The organism is Escherichia sp. KTE172, assembly GCF_000408845.1.
Classification (GTDB): domain Bacteria; phylum Pseudomonadota; class Gammaproteobacteria; order Enterobacterales; family Enterobacteriaceae; genus Escherichia; species Escherichia coli.
Map to the genome: position 1 here is coordinate 3,178,892 of NZ_KE137316.1, position 19,857 is coordinate 3,198,748.

General features: G+C 48.7%; 17 protein-coding genes and 2 pseudogenes. 10 read left to right on the forward strand and 9 right to left on the reverse strand.

Features of this window, described 5'->3' with window-relative positions; all coding sequences use genetic code 11:
• Positions 1–149 precede the first annotated feature (149 nt).
• Together G434_RS08905 and G434_RS08900 are read left to right on the forward strand one after the other, a co-directional pair.
• Positions 150–776, forward strand: a pseudogene (locus tag G434_RS08905) (sugar phosphate isomerase/epimerase family protein); the annotation flags it as partial.
• A 101-nt stretch (positions 777–877) separates the two neighbouring features.
• Complete coding sequence (locus G434_RS08900; RefSeq protein ID WP_000956312.1) at positions 878–2,143, forward strand: MFS transporter; 1,266 nt, start codon at positions 878–880, stop codon at positions 2,141–2,143.
• Between the two features lie 91 nt (positions 2,144–2,234).
• Here G434_RS08900 and ompL read toward each other — a convergent pair whose 3' ends face one another.
• From ompL to yihU, 8 genes are all read right to left on the reverse strand, one after another.
• Positions 2,235–2,927 (reverse strand): porin OmpL, encoded by a 693-nt coding sequence (ompL, locus tag G434_RS08895; RefSeq protein WP_001309878.1) that lies wholly within the window; start codon positions 2,925–2,927, stop codon positions 2,235–2,237.
• A gap of 66 nt (positions 2,928–2,993) precedes the next feature.
• Entirely contained in the window at positions 2,994–4,397 is a 1,404-nt protein-coding gene (locus G434_RS08890; protein ID WP_001279692.1) for an MFS transporter, read from the reverse strand.
• Positions 4,398–4,437: 40 nt separating this feature from the next.
• A complete protein-coding gene (locus G434_RS08885; RefSeq protein ID WP_000018361.1) occupies positions 4,438–5,823 on the reverse strand; it encodes an MFS transporter in 1,386 nt (461 codons plus the stop codon).
• Positions 5,824–5,868: 45 nt separating this feature from the next.
• Positions 5,869–7,905: a sulfoquinovosidase gene (gene yihQ / locus G434_RS08880; protein WP_000380857.1), complete on the reverse strand. Its 2,037-nt coding sequence runs from the start codon at positions 7,903–7,905 to the stop codon at positions 5,869–5,871.
• Between the two features lie 204 nt (positions 7,906–8,109).
• A complete protein-coding gene (locus G434_RS08875; protein ID WP_001167544.1) occupies positions 8,110–9,012 on the reverse strand; it encodes an aldose-1-epimerase in 903 nt (300 codons plus the stop codon).
• A 67-nt stretch (positions 9,013–9,079) separates the two neighbouring features.
• Positions 9,080–10,321: a sulfoquinovose isomerase gene (gene yihS / locus G434_RS08870; RefSeq protein WP_000870897.1), complete on the reverse strand. Its 1,242-nt coding sequence runs from the start codon at positions 10,319–10,321 to the stop codon at positions 9,080–9,082.
• 15 nt (positions 10,322–10,336) lie between these two features.
• Entirely contained in the window at positions 10,337–11,215 is an 879-nt protein-coding gene (yihT, locus tag G434_RS08865; RefSeq protein WP_001046461.1) for a sulfofructosephosphate aldolase, read from the reverse strand.
• A gap of 23 nt (positions 11,216–11,238) precedes the next feature.
• Positions 11,239–12,135, reverse strand: coding sequence for a sulfolactaldehyde 3-reductase (gene yihU / locus G434_RS08860; RefSeq protein WP_000718901.1), 897 nt, complete (start codon positions 12,133–12,135; stop codon positions 11,239–11,241).
• Positions 12,136–12,302: 167 nt separating this feature from the next.
• Here yihU and yihV point away from each other — a divergent pair, with 167 nt between their 5' ends.
• From yihV to G434_RS30780, 8 genes and pseudogenes are all read left to right on the forward strand, one after another.
• On the forward strand, positions 12,303–13,199 hold the full coding sequence (gene yihV / locus G434_RS08855) for a sulfofructose kinase (RefSeq protein WP_000621642.1): 897 nt from the start codon (positions 12,303–12,305) through the stop codon (positions 13,197–13,199).
• A gap of 33 nt (positions 13,200–13,232) precedes the next feature.
• Complete coding sequence (locus G434_RS08850; RefSeq protein ID WP_000059678.1) at positions 13,233–14,018, forward strand: DeoR/GlpR family DNA-binding transcription regulator; 786 nt, start codon at positions 13,233–13,235, stop codon at positions 14,016–14,018.
• A 98-nt stretch (positions 14,019–14,116) separates the two neighbouring features.
• Positions 14,117–14,716, forward strand: a complete 600-nt coding sequence (yihX, locus tag G434_RS08845; protein ID WP_001309880.1) for a glucose-1-phosphatase — start codon at positions 14,117–14,119, stop codon at positions 14,714–14,716.
• On the forward strand, positions 14,710–15,582 hold the full coding sequence (locus G434_RS08840) for a virulence factor BrkB family protein (protein ID WP_000920762.1): 873 nt from the start codon (positions 14,710–14,712) through the stop codon (positions 15,580–15,582). The genes yihX and G434_RS08840 overlap by 7 nt, the downstream gene beginning before the upstream one ends.
• Entirely contained in the window at positions 15,579–16,016 is a 438-nt protein-coding gene (gene dtd / locus G434_RS08835) for a D-aminoacyl-tRNA deacylase (protein ID WP_000560983.1), read from the forward strand. The genes G434_RS08840 and dtd overlap by 4 nt, the downstream gene beginning before the upstream one ends.
• Positions 16,017–16,060: 44 nt before the next feature.
• On the forward strand, positions 16,061–17,002 hold the full coding sequence (gene fabY / locus G434_RS08830; protein WP_001377153.1) for a fatty acid biosynthesis protein FabY: 942 nt from the start codon (positions 16,061–16,063) through the stop codon (positions 17,000–17,002).
• Positions 17,003–17,417: 415 nt separating this feature from the next.
• Positions 17,418–18,305 (forward strand): annotated as a pseudogene (locus tag G434_RS30775) (hypothetical protein); the annotation flags it as partial.
• Between the two features lie 12 nt (positions 18,306–18,317).
• Positions 18,318–19,232, forward strand: a complete 915-nt coding sequence (locus tag G434_RS30780) for a transposase (protein ID WP_077688679.1) — start codon at positions 18,318–18,320, stop codon at positions 19,230–19,232.
• Positions 19,233–19,789: 557 nt separating this feature from the next.
• On the opposite strand, the gene G434_RS31105 is transcribed toward G434_RS30780, so the two are convergent.
• The coding region (locus tag G434_RS31105) for an IS1 family transposase (protein WP_004209611.1) at positions 19,790–19,857 on the reverse strand (68 nt) is incomplete at its 5' end.

Below are 19,857 nucleotides of genomic sequence, written 5' to 3' on the forward strand. Positions count from 1 at the left end.
TAGCCCTTATCAACAATTAGCTGTGCACATTCCAGCCTGAATTCAGGGGTGAAAGTACGTTTGGTTTTCTTGTTCATTAAGTCACCTGTTTTGTGTTGTGGTGAGGATATCACCTTTAATCAGGTGGCCAAATTTACTGTGCCACTACATATGAAGGTAATTTGCGCGACGTATTATCGATCATCGCTAACGACATTGCCTATGTACGGGAAACGTATCAGGACAGCGGCCTGACTTTTACGATCGAACAGCATGAAGATTTAAAAAGCCATGAGCTGGTGTCGCTGGTCAAAGAAAGTGAGATGGAATCTCTTTCCTTACTGTTTGATTTTGCGAACATGATCAATGCAAATGAGCATCCCATCGACGCTTTAAAAACGATGGCACCGCATATTACCCAGGTCCATATCAAAGATGCCTTGATCGTTAAAGAAGAGGGTGGCCTGGGTCATAAAGCCTGTATTTCAGGTCAGGGTGATATGCCGTTCAAAGCGTTATTAACGCACCTTATATGCCTGGGTGATGATGAGCCGCAGGTGACGGCATATGGCCTGGAAGAAGAGGTTGATTACTATGCGCCGGCGTTCCGCTTTGAAGACGAAGATGATAATCCGTGGATCCCTTATCGCCAGATGAGTGAAACACCATTGCCAGAAAATCATTTACTGGATGCGCGGTTACGTAAAGAAAAAGAAGATGCAATTAATCAGATAAATCATGTCCGTAACGTACTACAACAAATCAAACAAGAGGCAAACCATCTTCTGAACCACTAATAAGTTTTAACTCATACGCAGTTAATAAAACCATTCGATATGAATGGTCGGTATCTTATTGCCTTTAAAACAGTGATTTTAAAAATCGCTTAGGGGATGTTATGCTCACGAAAAAGAAATGGGCGTTATTTAGTCTATTAACATTGTGTGGCGGTACAATTTATAAATTACCGTCGCTGAAAGATGCGTTTTATATCCCGATGCAGGAATATTTCCATTTGACCAATGGTCAAATTGGTAATGCTATGTCGGTAAACTCATTTGTCACGACAGTGGGCTTTTTTCTGTCTATTTATTTTGCCGATAAACTACCGCGCAGATACACCATGTCATTCTCACTCATTGCGACAGGATTACTGGGTGTTTATTTGACGACAATGCCGGGATATTGGGGCATCCTCTTTGTCTGGGCGCTATTTGGCGTTACTTGCGACATGATGAACTGGCCGGTCTTGCTCAAGTCGGTAAGTCGATTGGGCAATAGCGAACAACAAGGTCGGTTGTTTGGCTTCTTCGAAACAGGGCGTGGCATTGTCGATACCGTGGTGGCATTTTCTGCGTTGGCAGTATTTACCTGGTTTGGCAGTGGCTTATTGGGTTTTAAAGCAGGCATCTGGTTCTATTCCCTTATTGTGATTGCCGTAGGCATTATCATTTTCTTTGTTCTGAATGACAAAGAAGAGGCACCGTCCGTTGAGGTGAAAAAAGAAGACGGAGCATCGAAAAACACCAGTATGACCTCGGTGCTGAAAGACAAAACTATCTGGCTTATCGCTTTCAACGTCTTCTTCGTTTACGCGGTTTACTGTGGCCTGACATTCTTCATTCCATTCCTGAAAAACATCTATCTATTGCCCGTTGCGCTGGTGGGGGCTTACGGCATCATTAACCAATACTGTCTGAAAATGATTGGTGGACCGATTGGTGGCATGATTTCAGATAAGATCCTGAAATCGCCGAGTAAATATCTATGCTACACCTTTATCATCAGTACCGCTGCGCTCGTACTGTTGATTATGCTGCCGCACGAAAGTATGCCGGTATATTTAGGGATGGCATGTACGCTGGGCTTTGGCGCGATAGTCTTTACACAGCGAGCCGTATTTTTTGCACCTATCGGCGAAGCAAAAATTGCTGAAAATAAAACAGGCGCGGCGATGGCGTTGGGTAGCTTTATTGGTTACGCCCCGGCGATGTTCTGCTTCAGTCTGTATGGCTACATTCTGGATTTAAATCCGGGGATTATTGGCTACAAAATTGTGTTTGGCATTATGGCCTGCTTCGCATTCTGTGGTGCGGTGGTTTCCGTAATGCTGGTTAAGCGTATTAGCCAACGTAAGAAAGAGATGCTGGCGGCTGAAGCTTGATTAATGGCCGGATGTGGCTTAATCCGGCCAACGGAAACCGTATCAACCGTAGGCCGGATAAGGCGTTTTCGCCGCATCCGGCAGTTTTACATCAGAAGAAATACTTCGTCCCGATACGAATCTGGTTTTGCTCGCGGTGGTACGGTTCGACATTACGATCTAACCAGCGTAATTCGAAATAAGGGAGCCAGTGTTCATTAATGCGATAACGGAAGGTGTTAGTGATTTCCCAGTGATGATCTTTTCCATTGCTGCTATTAAAGTCATTTACTCGCATGAAGTAATGTGGTTCAAATGTATAGGAGAATTTCTCGGTGATTTTAAAATTCCAGTAGGTGCCAACTTCATAGGTGTCGTTATTATCCAATTCGCCGTTCAAATCTGTAGAGCTGTAATTATTATGGTTATAGCGATTACGCACCGTCAGGTTAAACCACGGAGTAAATTTGTAGTTAACATCCAGATAAACGGCACCACCCGAACCGATACTCTTGTCATTAATTAAGCCACCGGGCTGGATGGTTAATTTATCGGTTGGTTTAAATAAAGGATACCAACCTTCAATTTCATTATAGCCATGTTTGAGTTCATCTTCTCGCTGAAAGGTGTAGGTATTGGTTAACATAATACCCGCGCCCATATCGAAGTTATAACCCACGCGTAGCATAACTTCGCCCTGATCGGAGGCGAGATTATATGCCTCCCTGTTTTCGACGTATGCGCCAGCAAATACCGAGGCAGAGGTCAGAGAGGATAATAGAATTATTGCATTAATCTTTTTCATAATAAGTCCATTTTTAAACGTAGGGAGGCCGCCACCCACCAGGATGGAAATAGCGGCTATTGACATTTATAACGTTACGGAAGCCGTTTTTTCTTCTGTCGCCATCTCTTTATTTTTGCGTTGGTTGATTTCCTCAATAATCAATGCAAACCGTTTTTCATTGAGTGTGTAAAAGAATCCCATCGTTAATGCAGCAATAATTGCCAGCGCACAAGGCCAGATAAAAATGAGCTGACGCAAACCCTGTAATGTCGCATCACTTTGCGCGATGTTGGGAACATAACCGATTTGCGTCAGCATAATGCCTGGCAAGAAGCCAGCAAGTGCGGCAGAAATTTTACGAAAGAAGGTATAACCGGTATAAACAGAACCTTCGGCACGAATACCGGTTTTCCATTCACCGTAATCTACGGTATCTGGTACCAGCGCCCAGTTCAGGCTGTTCACAAAGGCCGTGCCAAAAAAGGCGACACAAGAGAACATGACAAAAGTGAAAGAGTTACTTCCCCAGAAATAATTCAGGATATCACCAACCGCCCATAGCACCATGCCAGCTAAATAAACCTGTTTTTTACCAAAACATTTTACAGTTAATGGCACCAGTAATACGCCGACGAGGATACATCCCATACTGAAAAATCCCATCCACGACAATAAATTAATATCATTCAGCACATATTGGGTGTAATAGACCTGAATCGCCAGTTTGATATTAAATGCCGCCAGGGTACACAGGTTAGCAATGCACAAAACCAGCAATGGCGGATTACGAAATATCGCGCAAAAAGATTTGAGAATACTGGCTTTATGTCCGGTTGGCGCTGTGTCCACATAATGCTCTTTGACGCCTCTGTAGCACAGCATCATAAAAATAAAGCCACCAATGGAGAACATCAGTGCCGCGCAGGCATAACCGACGGTGGAGTCAGAAAAAAGCGACTGCAACGGAATAAACGCCACGGTACAAATCAATAGCCCTATGGTTGCACCACCCTGGCGGTAAGCCGCGAGCTGCGCGCGCTCATTCGGGTTTTTGGTAATGGCCGGGATCATCGCGCCATACGAGCAGTTCATCAGACTGTATGAAAGCCCAAACATCATAAACAGTGCTGTGGCAATCGTCGTTTTAACCGGCAAACTAAAAGTGGTGGCGATAAACTGGAGCGTTGCAATTAACGCCGCCGGAACCGCTGCGTATAAAATAAACGGCCTGAACTTTCCTTTAGGCCCAATATTTTTCCGCGAATCGAGTAAAAATCCGGTGAGCATATCGGTAAACGCGGTAAAAAACTTCGCCACCAGAAAGATAATCCCGCCATAGTAAGCAGGCATCCCTAATTCATCGGTATAAAATTTGAGGAGATACAGAGTGCCGATGCTAAGCATTAAATTCGAACCGACGTCGCCCATGCCATAGGCGATTTTTTCCCGCAGATTCAGTTTTAATGTCAGTGGATTATGGTCAGACATAATCACTCCTTATAACGCCCCGCAGGGCGTTGTTTATTATTTATTCCGTGCGTTTACGGGCTTCTATTTCTTCAACAATGCGGACGTACATTTTCTCGTTCAGACTGTAGAAACAACCCATCGCAACAATGGTGACTACCGCCAGTGCGCTTGGGTAGATGAAGATCAGCTGGCGTAAACCTTCGATGGTATGGTCAGCCTGGGCGACGTTTGGCACATAGCCGATTTGCGTCAGCATCCAGCCTGGGAAGAAACCAGCCAGCGCCTGAGAAACTTTGCGAAAGAAGGTGAAACCGGTGTAGACCGTCCCTTCCGAACGCACGCCGGTGCGCCATTCGCCATATTCCACGGTGTCGGAAATCAGCGCCCAGTTCAGGCTGTTAACAAACGCTGAGCCGAAGAATGCCAGGCAGGAGAACGTCACGAAGCTGACCGAACCGCCGCCAAAGAAATAGTTGAGCAGATCGCCAAGCACCCAAATCAGCAGGCCGCCGATATAGACCTTCTTCTTACCAAAACGTCTGACTGCGCCAGGCATCAGGAACACGCCGATGAAAATACAGCCCATGCTGAAAAATCCCATATATGACAACAGGATGGGATCGTTAAGCACGTACTGGGTGTAATAAACCTGAATGGCGAGCTTGACGTTAAACGCCCCTAAGGTGCAGAGGTTAGCAATACACAGAATGAACAGCGGGCGGTTACCGGCAATTGCGCGGAAAGATTGCAACAGGCCAGGCTTTTGCGCCGGATTGGTAGGTTGGGTTTCGACATAACGCTCTTTCACGCCCGAGTAGCAGATCCACATAAACAGCAGGCCGAACAGTGAAAACAGCGTGGCAGCGAAGATATAGCCAATTTGCTGATTACCTTCGATAAGATTCATAACCGGCACGAATCCCACCGTACACAGCAGCAGGCCCAGCGTAGCGCCGCCCTGACGCCATGCCGCCAGTGAGGCGCGCTCGTTGGGATTTTTGGTGATGGCAGGCACCATTGCGCCGTAGGAACAGTTCATCATGCTGAAAAACAGTCCATAAAGCATAAACAGGATAGTGGCCATCACCGTTTTACCGGTGACATCGAACGGCGTACCGATAAAGTTGGCGATCGCCAGTAAGGTAACCGGGAATGACGCATACAGAATAAAAGGACGGAACTTACCTTTTGGACCGATCTTGCGTCGGGAATCCAACATGATGCCGGTTCCCATATCGGTAAAGGCGGTAAAGAATTTCGAGATCAAAAAGATAATGCCGCCATAGGTACCAGGTAGCCCCAGAACGTCGGTATAAAACTTCAAAAGATAAAGCGTACCAATATCCAGCAGGATGTTAGAGGCCAGGTCGCCAATACCGTAAGAGAGTTTCTCTTTAAAGGGCAGGCGTAAAGTTGCTGGATCTTCCGTTGTGATGTGACTCATCGATGTTCTCCCTTTGCCCATGAGTTTCCCCACGGGCGAATGTGATTAGATGCTTTTTAACGACGCGAACAGTGCCGCCCATTCGCTATCGGCGCGATAAAAGACCGGCGGCTTGCCGATGGGCGCATTAACGGTCACTTCCCCGCCCCGGAACGCTTCACCCGTCCAGGCGTGCACCCAGTTATCCTCCGGCAGATAGAGCGTCCAGTCGCTACGGCCTTCTTCATGCACCGGAGCGACCAGAATGTCGCGACCTAACAGGTACTGATATTTCAGGGTGTAAGTGTGCGCATCGTCTTCGTAATGCAGGAACAGCGGGCGCATGACCGGCAGACCGGACTTCGCATTCAGCGCGACGGCCTCTTTCAGGTAAGGTTTCAGGGTGGTGAAGACGGTGGTCATACGGGCAAAATGGGCGATAGTTTCCGCGTCGCCGTCAAACTGCCAGTTGTCGCCCGGACGGTTGCCTTCGTGGGTGCGCATCATCGGCGTGAAGGCGCTGAAATCACACCAGCGCAGTAGCAGCTCTTTGCTGCGCTTCATCTCAAACAGGGTGGTGTAACCGCCAATGTCGCTGTGATGCAGGCCATGTCCGGTCATTGCCAGCGACAGCGCCGCCGGGACAACCGACGCCAGGCCATCGTCCAGACTCCAGTCGACGTTCTGGTCACCCGCCCACATCATGGTGGAGTATTTCTGGCTACCGGTAGAACCGGCGCGCATAAAGAAAAGGATCTCGCCGAGCTTGCCCGTTTCTTCAAGGGCTTCGTAGTTACATTTCGCCCACAGCGCTGGCCAGGCGTTATGCATAATCTCCGCGCTGACGCCGTTATGCAGGTACGTGTCGGTGGGCAGATACTCGCCGAAGTCAGCCATCCAGCCGCCGCAGCCAAGTTCAATCATGTTCTTTTTGATCACTTCCTTGAACCAGGCGTAGGCTTCTGGATTGGTGAGGTCGACAACGCCGCCATAGAACTCGCCAAACTCCACCAGATAGTCGCCGCCAGAGGCATCTTTTGCCAGATAACCGCGCTTTGCCGCCTCTTCGCAGAGATCTTTATCGCTGGCGACATACGGGTTGATATAGGCCAGGAACTGCACGCCCTCTTTGTTCCACTGCTTAATACGTGAGTCCAGTTGCGGATAGTTTTCGCTGTTCCACTTCCAGTTCCACATTACGCGTTTGCCAAAAGAGGTCATACGGATCCCGGACCAGTCCTGCGCCCAGATGCCGTTAACCTTCACACCCGCGTTACGCATGGTGTCCAGTTTCTTCTGACACACTTCCGTCCCGCCCTGAATGCCGAGCGTTACCCCGTCATAAATCCAGTCGGGCAGTTCTGGCTGGCGTCCCAGCAGGGCAGTTAATTTTTCCAGCAGGGAGATGTATGTATCAGCACATTCAAAACGCAGCGTTGCTTTGTCTTCCCACAGCGCCAGTTCATGGTATTCCGGGGCGCTAAAGTCGAAGTTCATGTAGCAACTGTTATCAACATGGCAGTAATACTTCTGCGTGCTGACAAACGTAGGCTGTGGGAAGAAAGTCCAGTAATAGTCGCCGCCCGCGTTCTCTTTGCAGTCGGCCTGCCAGGTGACATAGGTTTGCTTGTTGCGACCAACGCCTTGTTCACTGGTCCATAGCGGGAACGGTTTGCCGCGCAGATCGAAGTAGGAAAACTGTTCGCCGCAGCCGTAGATATGGTCCTCTGGTTGAGCGGCAAGGCGCAGCCAGATGCGGTTGTGGTTAAGGTTGTCGTTTTGTAGTTCCAGCAATAAACGGCCCTGATCGTCGGCAGAGATATTCAGCGTGGCGCTAATGTCAGAACCACGGCTGAAATGGATTAACCAACCATCCGGTGACTGGCTGACGGTAGCGTCGGTGAGCGCAATCTTCTCCTGCAATTTATCTTTAATGCTGAAATTACCGCGGAACATATCGATATCCGCTATACCTGAGCCAATCCATAAACAAGGATTATCTTTACTATGGGTTAAAATAAGACGGCCCTGAAAACGTAGGGTAAGACTGTCGTTATTCTGATGAAATTGAAAATCTAATAACTGTGGGCGTGGCGTATCCATAAATAATCTCCATAGAGTTGAGAACGAGGTTGTTTCCTTCCTGTTATTGTTATTACAGGCTTATGTAAAATGATTCTCATAAAACTGATATATATAAACTTTAAAGAAGCTGAGCTGTTTTTAACTTAATAAATTGATGATACATAACGTTGCCTTTAGCGAGTGAAATGTTCTTCAATGATTTTGACTGCTAATCAATACAAGTTATTTTCTCTGTCCGTAAATATTAAAAAACAGGCGGTGTGTTTTTCCGGGTTGCAGTAATATTAAATCGGTGCCGGAATTAAACGCATCAGGCGGGCAACTCATAGGTTCAACTGCCAGTCCCTGACGCTGTAATTTTTCACCGCTATAAACCTGCACCCAGGGTTGATCGCAACAGAGGCTCACCGAAAGCAAATGCTGTGGATGGGTAATGGTCATTTCCCACAGGTCATTAGCGGTTTTAAAGGTATGGTCTATTTTTGTCGCGGCTATTTTTGTCGCCCGCGTGAAATTTAAATTCAGCTCATCAACGTGGTGAAGCGTTGTCGGATTTGCGTGCTCATCGACGGCATAAACCTGTTCTGCCGGAAGCTGGAAAAGATAGTCATCAACAGATGTTAAGTTGCAGGTTAAATAAGGATGAATACCCACACCATAAGGTGCGGTCACAGTACCAATATTCTGGCTTGCGATCTCAACGGAAAGGCCCGTGCGAGCGTTGAGCGAATAAACAACCTGCGAAGCCAGCATAAACGGATAGCCGTAACTGGGCGGCAGAAAAGCTGTCAGGGTAACGCTGGTGGCGGTTAATTCGCTAATTTGCCAGTCACGCCAGGCAAGCAGCCCGTGAATAGCGGCTTTTGAACTATGTTCATTAATGGGTAACTGATAGTCCTGCCCCTGATAGCGGTAACAGCCGTTGGCGATCCGGTTCGGCCACGGAATAAGCACTTTACCCAGATGCGCCAGCGGCATCTCTTCGGGTTTGTGCGGGATGACTAAATGACAACCCTGAAAGGTTAATTCAGCCAGACCAGCACCAACCGTCACGATAGTCGCGTGATAATCCCCCGCGGCAAGTGAAACGGTTTGTCCACTGCAATGCATGTTGGTGATTTGCATACGAGGCACCTTTATTGAATAACGACATACCCGGCATGTAGCCTGATATGCCGTTATTTCAGCTCAGTTATTTCGCGTTAATGTCCAGCAGGCCTGCGGCAACAGCCGGTGCCAGACCAGGGGCTAACGGGATACGCGGGATCACCAGGCAATGCAGCAGGTGATAAATATCCTGTTTGCCGTCCCAGACTTTCGTGGTGACTTTATTGTCCGCATCCAGCTCCTGCCACCAGGAACCATTTTCATAGTCCATCAGGTACTTAATGCAGTAGTCCCACCATGTCTGATACCAGGTTTCATACTGGCGATCGCCGGTGACGGTGTAGAGCGCGTAAGCCGTACCCATCGCTTCGACGATAGGCCAACGCACACGTTCGCGAACCACCGGTTTGCCTTCCCAGTCAACGGTATAAACAATCCCGTCCGCGCCATCGGGTGCCCAGGCATCGCGCACGGTGGCGTTAAATAGACCTTTGGCATCTTCTAGCAGCCAGGCAGGCGGCTGTTCACAACGGGCTTCCAGGGCCGCGTGGATGTGCAGCATTAAACGGCCCCATTCGATCCAGTGGCCCGGCGTGCCACCGAATGCGCGGAAGCGGTGCGCCGGGTTATCTTTGTTGTAATCCGGCAGCGGATTCCACTGGGTATCGAAGTGCTCGTTAACGCGATAATGATTATTTCTGGCGACGTCGTGGATAATCACGGAAGCCACGCGAATCGCGCGATCCAGCCATTTTTTGTCGTGCGTTACGTCATAAACAATCAGGAAGGCTTCCACCGCGTGCATGTTGGCATTGCCGCCGCGGTACTCTTCGGTTTTGCTGAAGGCTTCGTCCCACGACTCCAGGCACATCTGCTCTTCTTCACTCCAGAAATATTTTTCAATAATTTCAATGGTGTAATCGAGCAGCTTGCGTGCTTCCGGGTGACCGGTAGTGACGGCACTGGCGGCACCCAGCAGAGCAAAGAAGTGTTGATAGCCTTGTTTGGAGGCATCCACCACGCCCTCGTCATTCACGCAGGCATACCAGCCGCCATATTTTTTATCGCGCAGTGCGCCATTCATGGCTTTGATACCGTGATCAACCAACGAGTAAGCGCCAGGGCGGCCCATCGCCGCAGCAACGGAATAAACGTGCAGCATACGGGCGGTGATCCACAGATGCGTGCCCATCTCTTCTTTGATTTGCCCTTTATTGCCCAGCCAGCCAAAGCCAGTCGGCACTACGGCATTCTTACCAAAATCAAAGATGCGATCGGTTTCCTGTTCCAGCCAGCGGTTGTGACTTAAGGTGTTAAACCATTTCATTTTTGTATCCCCATCTTAACGGCGTTTAGCCATCATTTCGTCGACGATATCGCCAAGTTGTTGTAATTTCGGTGCGCAAACGTCACGCAGCATCAGCTCGTTGTCTGGTAAACCGACAACCGATGCCCAGACGGCACGACCAGCCAGGAAGCCCGATGCACCCGCTGTCATTGCCACGCGTACGGCACGCGGGAACAGTTTTTCGTCGACACCGGAAGAAAGTATCACCCACGGCATATTGATATGGTCATTCAGACGTTGTGAAGCACTGAGAAGCTCTTGTTGCGGACCTTTACCGTAAAGCGGCATTTCAACTTTGTAGAGGTCAGCGCCACTGTCGCCCAGCTCTTTGGCAGCATCGATGATCGCTTGTTCGCGATCGAATTTATCGCCACGACGTGGTGGGCGGACGACTGGCTCAATAATGCTTACCAGGCCGTGTGAGTGGCACAGTTCGTTAAACTCTTTCACCATATCCAGACGTTGCTGCGCATCTTCATCACTACGCCACAGCACCAGCAGTTTTAAGGCTTTGCCACCGTCTTGTTTGATTTGTAGCGGATTGATTTTGCGGTCAATGACCACGCTATCTACCGGAATACCGTTGCCAGGAATGAACTCATCGGCGGCGACAATCATGGCGCAACTTTTGGCAATCGCGTTTTGCTCAACCACCTGGCGGTAACAGAATTGTTGATCTACCAGAATCGCCGAGGCATAAGGCGAGAGGGTCTTCGCCGCGTTAACTTTGAAATCAGTTAAAACGCTATCGGCTACCGGAGCGGGTGCGCCAGCCGCAGCAAACATCATGCGCATGGCTTCGCGCTGATCGACCGCCAGCATGGCAAAACCGCCCGATGCGCGCGTAATGTCGTTGATGGTGTACTTATTCATTCATTTATTCCTTTATCCAGTCGTTACATTTTTACTTTGGCAGTCATCCCGGCACTGACACGGACCTGTTCCAGAATGGCGGACCAGTCCTGGCGACCGCGACCCGCTGCGCGCGCCTGGCTATAAACCTCCCGTGAGGCGGCCCCCAGCGGCATTGGCACATGCAGCTGGTTGGCGACATCAAGGGCGATACCAAGATCCTTATGGGCAAGATCGATCATGAAGGCGGGAGAAAGATCCCCGCTGAGGACTTTGTTTGGCCAGGAAGTGGTGAAGTGGCCTTTACCGGCGGCGGTGCCGCTCATCACCTTGACGGCAACATCGAAGGGAAGATTCAGGGCTTCGCACAAAACAGCGGCTTCTGCCGAAAGCGCATTGAGCGCGATGCTCATGTAGTTGTTGATGAGCTTAACGCGGATCCCCATGCCCGGACCGCCCGCGTTGATCAACTCACTGCCCATCGCCATCAGGATCGGTGTGGCGCGTTCAACTTGTTCAGCGGTGCCGCCAGCCAGCAGTAACAGAGTACCGGTAATGGCATTTGCAGAAGTACGGCCTACCGGAACATCCATCATGCTGAAGCCTTTGGCTTGCATATCGGCAATCAATTTATCGGTTTGCAGCGGGTGGATGGTCGACATATCGATGACCAGCGCATCGGTAGATAAGCTTTCGCAAACGCCGTTTTCACCGAACAACACGCTGCGCACCAGATCGCCATTCGGCAACATGGTAATGATAAATTCGGCATCTTTAGCGGCCTGCGCCGGGTTGGCGGCGGGAGTCGCACCTTTGTCTACCAGATGCCGCACAGCTTCGGCGTTCACATCAAAGACGCGAAGTTGATGCCCTTGCTGCAATAAATTGCTCGCCATTGGCGAACCCATTTGTCCTAAACCGATAAACGCGATTGCTGCCATAACCCTCTCCTGAATACAGTGATGTCACTTTTTGTCATTTATGACATGCTTTGCTTGTCTGTTTTTGATCGTATTTGTAATTTATCGTCAAAAAATTGACAGCCGTCACTTTTTAAACAATTGGTGAAATTAAAATGAACGCATCCCAAAATGCTTAAGGAATGACCATGATTCGTGTTGCTTGTGTAGGTATTACCGTGATGGATCGTATTTATTACGTGGAAGGATTACCGACGGAGAGCGGTAAATACGTGGCGAGAAATTATACGGAAGTTGGTGGCGGGCCAGCGGCGACGGCAGCGGTTGCGGCGGCAAGGCTGGGGGCGCAGGTTGATTTTATTGGTCGCGTAGGTGATGACGACACGGGCAACAGCCTGCTGGCAGAGCTGGAATCCTGGGGCGTTAACACCCGTTACACCAAACGGTATAACCAGGCGAAATCTTCGCAATCCGCCATCATGGTGGATGCCAAAGGCGAGCGGATAATCATTAACTACCCCAGCCCGGATCTGCTGCCTGACGCAGAGTGGTTGGAGGAAATTGATTTCTCTCAGTGGGATGTTGTGCTGGCAGATGTACGCTGGCACGACGGTGCTAAAAAAGCCTTCACTCTGGCCCGGCAGGCGGGCGTGATGACTGTTCTGGACGGGGACATTACGCCGCAGGATATCAGCGAGCTGGTGGCATTAAGCGATCACGCGGCCTTTTCAGAACCGGGTCTGGCGCGCTTAACGGGCGTGAAAGAGATGGCCAGTGCGCTAAAACAGGCACAAACGCTCACAAATGGTCATGTCTATGTGACCCAGGGGAGTGCCGGCTGTGACTGGCTGGAAAATGGCGGACGTCAACATCAACCGGCCTTCAAAGTTGATGTGGTAGATACCACCGGTGCGGGTGATGTTTTTCACGGCGCATTGGCGGTGGCGCTGGCAACAGATGGGGATTTAGCGGAGTCAGTCCGCTTCGCCAGCGGTGTAGCGGCGTTGAAATGCACGCGTCCCGGTGGACGAGCCGGGATCCCTGACTGTGATCAAACCCGATCTTTTTTGTCACTTTTTGTATAAAATGCCAGGGTGATGGTTTTTCGAGGAATTTTCATGAGCCTTACCGAACTAACCGGTAACCCGCGGCACGACCAACTCCTCATGCTGATCGCCGAGCGTGGGTATATGAATATTGATGAGCTGGCAAATCTGCTGGATGTCTCCACGCAGACGGTCCGCCGGGATATTCGTAAATTAAGCGAGCAAGGGCTGATCACGCGCCATCACGGTGGCGCGGGTCGGGCCTCCAGCGTCGTTAATACGGCGTTTGAGCAGCGTGAGGTTTCGCAAACTGAAGAGAAAAAAGCGATTGCCGAAGCGGTGGCAGACTATATTCCTGATGGTTCAACAATATTTATCACCATTGGTACGACCGTTGAACATGTCGCCCGGGCGTTACTTAACCACAATCATTTGCGGATAATCACCAACAGCCTGCGTGTGGCGCATATTCTTTACCACAACCCGCGCTTTGAAGTGATGGTGCCCGGCGGTACGTTGCGCTCTCATAATAGCGGGATCATTGGCCCTTCAGCGGCGTCCTTTGTGGCTGATTTTCGTGCTGATTATCTGGTAACAAGCGTTGGGGCGATTGAGAGCGATGGCGCGTTGATGGAGTTTGATGTAAACGAAGCTAACGTGGTGAAAACGATGATGGCGCACGCGAGAAATATTCTGCTGGTCGCCGATCACACTAAGTATCATGCTTCGGCGGCGGTTGAAATTGGTAACGTGGCACAGGTCACTGCGCTCTTTACCGACGAGCTGCCGCCCGCTGCGCTAAAATCACGCTTACAAGACAGCCAAATTGAAATCATCCTTCCCCAGGAAGACGCGTAGAATTTTGTGACCGTTGACCTTGCTTCATACCTGACCACATAGCCAAACCTATCCTTTCCCGCTACAGTTAATTTCTTGTGGCGCGAAAGGAGGCAAAAATGCTCTATATCTTTGATTTAGGTAATGTGATTGTCGATATCGACTTTAACCGTGTGCTGGGTGCCTGGAGCGATTTAACGCGTGTTCCACTGGCTACGCTTAAGAAGAGTTTCCACATGGGCGAGGCGTTTCATCAGCATGAGCGTGGGGAAATTAGCGACGAAGCGTTCGCAGAGGCGCTGTGTCATGAGATGGCTCTACCGCTAAGCTATGAGCAGTTCTCTCACGGCTGGCAGGCGGTGTTTGTTGCGCTGCGCCCGGAAGTGATCGCCATCATGCATAAACTGCGTGAGCAGGGGCATCGCGTGGTGGTGCTTTCCAATACCAACCGCCTGCATACCACCTTCTGGCCGGAAGAATACCCGGAAATTCGTGATGCTGCTGACCATATCTATCTGTCGCAAGATCTGGGGATGCGCAAACCTGAAGCACGAATTTACCAGCATGTTTTGCAGGCGGAAGGTTTTTCACCCAGCGATACGGTCTTTTTCGACGATAACGCCGATAATATAGAAGGAGCTAATCAGCTAGGCATTACCAGCATTCTGGTGAAAGATAAAACCACCATCCCGGGCTATTTCGCGAAGGTGTTATGCTAAAAACCATTCAGGACAAAGCCAGGCACCGTACCCGTCCACTATGGGCCTGGCTAAAACTACTCTGGCAACGCATTGATGAGGACAACATGACTACCTTGGCAGGTAACCTTGCCTATGTGTCGTTGCTCTCATTAGTGCCGCTGGTTGCCGTTGTTTTTGCGCTTTTCGCCGCTTTTCCCATGTTTTCCGACGTCAGCATTCAGTTGCGTCACTTTATTTTTGCCAACTTTCTGCCTGCTACTGGCGATGTTATTCAGCGGTATATCGAACAATTTGTTGCCAATTCCAACAAGATGACCGCCGTTGGGGCGTGCGGGCTGATCGTCACCGCGTTATTGTTGATGTACTCCATCGATAGCGCGTTGAATACCATCTGGCGCAGTAAACGAGCTCGACCAAAAATTTACTCGTTCGCCGTGTACTGGATGATTTTAACGCTGGGGCCGCTGCTGGCAGGGGCCAGTCTGGCGATCAGTTCCTATTTGCTCTCCCTGCGCTGGGCGAGCGATCTCAATACTGTCATCGACAACGTGCTGCGTATTTTTCCGCTGCTGTTGTCGTGGATCTCCTTCTGGTTGCTGTACAGCATTGTTCCTACCATCCGCGTACCTAACCGCGACGCGATTGTCGGCGCGTTTGTCGCTGCACTCCTGTTCGAAGCAGGAAAGAAAGGTTTCGCGCTTTATATCACCATGTTCCCGTCATATCAGCTCATTTACGGCGTGCTGGCGGTGATCCCCATTCTCTTTGTTTGGGTCTACTGGACATGGTGTATCGTCTTGCTTGGCGCGGAAATTACTGTCACTCTCGGGGAATACCGCAAATTAAAACAAGCTGCTGAACAAGAAGAAGACGACGAACCATGATTGCATTAATTCAACGCGTAACCCGTGCCAGCGTCACCGTGGAGGGAGAAGTGACGGGCGAAATTGGCGCGGGACTTTTGGTGTTATTGGGTGTCGAAAAGGATGACGACGAACAGAAAGCAAACCGTCTGTGCGAGCGTGTGCTCGGCTACCGCATCTTTAGCGATGCCGAAGGCAAGATGAATCTCAACGTGCAACAGGCGGGCGGCAGTGTACTGGTGGTTTCCCAGTTTACCCTTGCCGCAGATACCGAACGGGGGATGCGTCCAAGTTTCTCCAAAGGTGCATCACCGGATCGCGCAGAGGCGTTATATGACTATTTCGTCGAACGCTGCCGTCAGCAAGAGATGAACACGCAAACAGGACGCTTCGCTGCGGATATGCAGGTATCGCTGGTCAATGATGGCCCCGTGACATTCTGGTTGCAGGTATGAGCCAGCTTCCAGGGTTGTCACGGGAAACAAGAGAGAGTATCGCTATGTATCACCTTCGGGTTCCACAAACAGAAGAAGAATTAGAGCGTTACTATCAGTTTCGCTGGGAAATGTTGCGTAAGCCCCTGCATCAACCGAAAGGTTCGGAACGCGACGCGTGGGATGCGATGGCGCATCACCAGATGGTCGTCGACGAGCAGGGTAATCTGGTGGCGGTAGGCCGACTGTATATTAATGCCGACAATGAAGCGTCCATTCGCTTTATGGCCGTTCATCCCGACGTGCAGGACAAAGGGTTAGGAACGCTGATGGCGATGACCCTGGAGTCGGTGGCGCGTCAGGAAGGCGTTAAGCGCGTGACCTGTAGCGCCCGTGAAGACGCGGTGGAGTTTTTCGCCAAGCTGGGGTTTGTCAATCAAGGGGAGATCACCACGCCAACCACCACGCCGATTCGCCATTTTTTGATGATAAAACCTGTCGCCACTCTGGATGACATTCTGCATCGCGGCGACTGGTGCGCGCAGCTGCAACAGGCGTGGTACGAACATATCCCGCTAAGTGAAAAAATGGGCGTGCGCATTCAGCAATATACCGGGCAAAAATTTATCACCACCATGCCGGAAACCGGCAATCAGAATCCGCACCACACGTTGTTTGCCGGGAGTTTATTCTCACTGGCGACGCTCACCGGTTGGGGGCTTATCTGGCTGATGCTGCGTGAACGGCACCTCGGCGGAACGATTATTCTTGCGGATGCGCATATCCGCTACAGCAAGCCGATTAGCGGTAAACCTCATGCGGTAGCCGACCTCGGTGCCTTAAGCGGCGATCTCGACCGTCTGGCGCGCGGGCGCAAAGCGCGGGTACAAATGCAGGTCGAAATCTTTGGCGACGAGACGCTGGGTGCAGTGTTTGAAGGCACGTATATCGTTCTGCCCGCGAAGCCATTTGGCCCGTATGAAGAGGGCGGGAACGAAGAAGAGTAGCTGATGGAGAGGGGCGGTGCTGCCTCTCTCATTCTTTCAGGTCATTTACTTCAGTCTCTGACTATTCCGGTTATATTGAATAAGAACTCTATAAATTTTTATTCTTCGTTGGCACCATACGTGTCTTGCTACATCACTGTTCAGGAGCATTTAAATATTATTTGTAGAGCTGAGTGGCAATTATCGCTGATAATGCTTAATTCATCATCTTAGTTCATGTTTGAGCGATTTTTGATAGTCAAAACCCCCTCTGGTGCCATACTTTTCTCATAAATATTTTTAAAATCTATAGCTAACAAACATTATGCAAAGATAATGGATTGGCGTCATTGTCAGTATCATTCATTTACTGCTTCTGGATGTTGTAAATAATTATGTGGCATGTTTGCTCTTAAACCGTGGGAAGGAGGCTGTAATGGTTGCCAATATTAATCTCATTAAACAAGAAAGTTATTCTATTGTTAATTTAGAAAAACAACTAATGAGTAATGAATCACCGAAGCAAACGCTATTAAATGATTTTTCACATCGCCTTAAAATGGAAGGTGAGGAGCAACTGTGCGATTGTGTTAACGAACTTAAACTCGGGTTGTCGAGTAATAATAAATATGACCTGTTTAAAAATAAAGAAACCTCACTGTGGAAACGCAAAGTACCAGAAAGTGCAGCGCTGGCAATGACGGGAACAGTATATAAATTATTTGGTAGTCGCTTACTCAACGCCCGCAATCAGTTAGATAAAAATCTCCTCGAAATGGCTATGCAAATGGTTTATGGCAAAGATATGGTGACAAAGTCCGGGGATATATTGATTGATATACAATTAAATAAGGATGGCAGCCTCCAGAGTAAGCACTACACATTTGATGTAGGTGAAGTTATAAACAGTTATAATATTGACCTCTTTGTGAATGCTTCGAGTATTAATCAAACTTACTTACATGATAAAAATCCTGGTGACGTTATTAGCCTGTATGGCACTTTAGATAACATTCCTCTTGTAGTTAAGGAATGCACGGGTAAAAATCATCAAATTAACGTTAAAGCCAAATTGCCACAAGAACGAAGTGAAAAAGTTGAGGATATGTGTGAAAGAATGAGAGGTGGCATCTCTATGTTTAACCACACTACAAAAACAGCTGGTAATATAGAGCATAATTTGCAGCTAAGTTTTCTCGTGGATTCACGACCGTCGATCACAAATAAATACTCAGCCAAAGATGTAGGGGAAGATATACTTGCATTGCCCGTCAACGTATATCATGCAGATTTTAAAATTAAAATCAATAACGCAGTAGAGAAGGCTTCGTCAATTGTGTTATGTGCTGTGCAAAAAAATCTCCATGCAGCAAGGAAGGTTCTTAGCGGGATAATAGGAAATGTGCCAAAAAATAATAAACCAAAAACAATCATTTTTGATTTACGTTTTCTTAGTGCAATTAAGCAGAAAGTTTTTTTGGGCAGTGAAAAACCGTTGTTTGTAAAGCATACCGCAATGATGAGGGAGGCATGTAAGGAATTACCGCAGTCAGTGGAATATGTTCCTTTAGCCTGTGAAGCGCATAGCCATCGCAGCGTCGCCCTTGCCAAAACCGTAGCTGCGCCCATCATGGCGACAGGCGTGGGATCGGCTTTAATGTATGCAACATCATCAGGACCGTATTATGCGCAAAGTCTTTCTGGTTCTCCGGATATCGAGATGATAAAAAATCGCATGGCTCAATTGTTTACCCAGTTGGATGCTTCTGTGCGCAACAAATATCGCCCGGCTTTTGATAAATGGAATGAGCTGGTAGATAAATTAAATCACGAAAGAAATACAGTTCCGTTTGCGTGTTTGACCACCATTTTATCGACGGCGATAAATGAAACTCCTGAGGGGGATACGAATGTTGCCGTTGTGATGGGGTGTAAATCTGCGAAAGATCGCACGATATCCATTGTCCTTGGCAACTCGATGTTGCAAACACTCTTTGAAAAACGCCTCGCCGATGATGGAGAAATAGAAAATCTTTTTGATCAACAGGGATATTTTAACTGCGATTCATTAACAGCCAAAGAATTAATGATGTTAAAAGACCTTTTTGATATTCGAGTTCTTCATCTCTCTAACAAATTTAATGTTGGGTTGCAAGGTAATATCAACACGGATGTTTTACAAGATTCGTTTTTTAAAAATGTCGATTTCATTCATGAATCTAGCTCGTATACCGTAGGGATGGGAGTCTGACGGGTAAAACTCATTAGGATTATCAGAATTCGGACAATGCATTGCAAAAATGACATTCAAAGAGAGATGTGTGCAGGCGCTTAGCCGCGAGGGGCATAGCGAAGCCATACAGAAAGCACTAGCATTCAGAACTCCTGTGAAAGCGGCATAGTGGCCGCCTGTGCAGGAGTTTTGCTATGACCCGTATCGTGCTGACCGTTGCCACCCTATGATGCGATTAAAAAAACTCATCGTCGCGCCGATGATTGACGACAATGCTAGCGGATGATGTCAGGGGTGTTCCGGAAGGAATTCCTTGTTTCCCGAACTGTTACCCACAAAATTATAACGACGAGCAAGTAAAGACCGGTTGGTGGCAGCATTGAACGGTCTGTGATGGATGTTAAATTTCACCTTAAATCCTGGTGCTGTTAGGATGCTGACGTTTTTCGGGTACACCATTCAGATTATGCAAATAAAGATCCAATCAAAAAATAAATATCCCTGAATATAATATATTCATAGCACCCATAACTCATCTTGGGCGATAACTAAACCATTTTGGTAATGACTCCAACTTATTGATAGTGTTTTATGTTCAGATAATGCCCGATGACTTTGTCATGCAGCTCCACCGATTTTGAGA

What these genes read in the sequence shown, in the direction of transcription:
- G434_RS08900 (WP_000956312.1), top strand. Translation starts at nt 878, where the DNA reads ATGCTCACGAAAAAGAAATGGGCGTTATTTAGTCTATTAACATTGTGT.
- ompL (WP_001309878.1), bottom strand. Translation starts at nt 2,927, where the DNA reads ATGAAAAAGATTAATGCAATAATTCTATTATCCTCTCTGACCTCTGCC.
- G434_RS08890 (WP_001279692.1), bottom strand. Translation starts at nt 4,397, where the DNA reads ATGTCTGACCATAATCCACTGACATTAAAACTGAATCTGCGGGAAAAA.
- G434_RS08885 (WP_000018361.1), bottom strand. Translation starts at nt 5,823, where the DNA reads ATGAGTCACATCACAACGGAAGATCCAGCAACTTTACGCCTGCCCTTT.
- yihQ (WP_000380857.1), bottom strand. Translation starts at nt 7,905, where the DNA reads ATGGATACGCCACGCCCACAGTTATTAGATTTTCAATTTCATCAGAAT.
- G434_RS08875 (WP_001167544.1), bottom strand. Translation starts at nt 9,012, where the DNA reads ATGCAAATCACCAACATGCATTGCAGTGGACAAACCGTTTCACTTGCC.
- yihS (WP_000870897.1), bottom strand. Translation starts at nt 10,321, where the DNA reads ATGAAATGGTTTAACACCTTAAGTCACAACCGCTGGCTGGAACAGGAA.
- yihT (WP_001046461.1), bottom strand. Translation starts at nt 11,215, where the DNA reads ATGAATAAGTACACCATCAACGACATTACGCGCGCATCGGGCGGTTTT.
- yihU (WP_000718901.1), bottom strand. Translation starts at nt 12,135, where the DNA reads ATGGCAGCAATCGCGTTTATCGGTTTAGGACAAATGGGTTCGCCAATG.
- yihV (WP_000621642.1), top strand. Translation starts at nt 12,303, where the DNA reads ATGATTCGTGTTGCTTGTGTAGGTATTACCGTGATGGATCGTATTTAT.
- G434_RS08850 (WP_000059678.1), top strand. Translation starts at nt 13,233, where the DNA reads ATGAGCCTTACCGAACTAACCGGTAACCCGCGGCACGACCAACTCCTC.
- yihX (WP_001309880.1), top strand. Translation starts at nt 14,117, where the DNA reads ATGCTCTATATCTTTGATTTAGGTAATGTGATTGTCGATATCGACTTT.
- G434_RS08840 (WP_000920762.1), top strand. Translation starts at nt 14,710, where the DNA reads ATGCTAAAAACCATTCAGGACAAAGCCAGGCACCGTACCCGTCCACTA.
- dtd (WP_000560983.1), top strand. Translation starts at nt 15,579, where the DNA reads ATGATTGCATTAATTCAACGCGTAACCCGTGCCAGCGTCACCGTGGAG.
- fabY (WP_001377153.1), top strand. Translation starts at nt 16,061, where the DNA reads ATGTATCACCTTCGGGTTCCACAAACAGAAGAAGAATTAGAGCGTTAC.